A 648-nucleotide genomic window follows, 5' to 3' on the forward strand; every position below is an offset into this window, starting at 1 on the left:
CGACCACCACCCCGGCCGCGCCGTCGGCGAAGATGAAGCAGTTGGTGCGGTCCTGCATGTCCACGGTGGGGGACAGCTTCTCCGAACCGAGGACCAGCACCTTGGCGGCGGTCCCGCCGCGGATCATGTCGGCCGCGACGCCGAGCGCGTAGCCGAAGCCCGCGCACCCCGCCGAGACGTCGAACGCGGGCACGCCGGTGGCCCCCAGCGCCGCGGCGACGGCCGGGGCGCACGCCGGGGTCTGCAGGAAATGCGTGCTGGTCGCGACGATCACGCAGTCGATGTCCGACGGCACCAGCCCGGCGTTCGCGATCGCCTGCCGCCCGGCCTCGGTGGCCATCGACGCGGCGGATTCGTCGCGGGCGGCGAAGCGGCGGGTTTTGATTCCGGTGCGGGAGTAGATCCATTCATCGGAGGACTCGATGTTCTCGCAGATCTCGTCGTTGGTGACCACCCGTTCGGGGCGGTACGCCCCGACGCTGAGCATGCCGATATTCTTCGGTCCACTGGTCGCGGCCGACATGATCCGCGGCGGGACCGCCGCCAAGGTGCTGGTCCTCGGTTCGGAGAAGCTGTCCCCCACCGTGGACATGCAGGACCGCACCAACTGCTTCATCTTCGCCGACGGCGCGGCCGGGGTGGTGGGCG

General features: G+C 70.7%; 2 pseudogenes. One reads left to right on the forward strand and one right to left on the reverse strand.

What is annotated here, in order from left to right:
- Positions 1–523: pseudogene (locus A5697_RS02970) on the reverse strand (3-oxoacyl-ACP synthase); the annotation flags it as partial.
- Between A5697_RS02970 and A5697_RS26890 the strand changes: the two are divergent.
- A pseudogene (locus tag A5697_RS26890) lies at positions 513–648 on the forward strand (3-oxoacyl-ACP synthase); the annotation flags it as partial. The pseudogenes A5697_RS02970 and A5697_RS26890 overlap by 11 nt on opposite strands.

The sequence above is a fragment of the Mycobacterium sp. E3251 genome (assembly GCF_001666835.1).
GTDB lineage: Bacteria > Actinomycetota > Actinomycetes > Mycobacteriales > Mycobacteriaceae > Mycobacterium.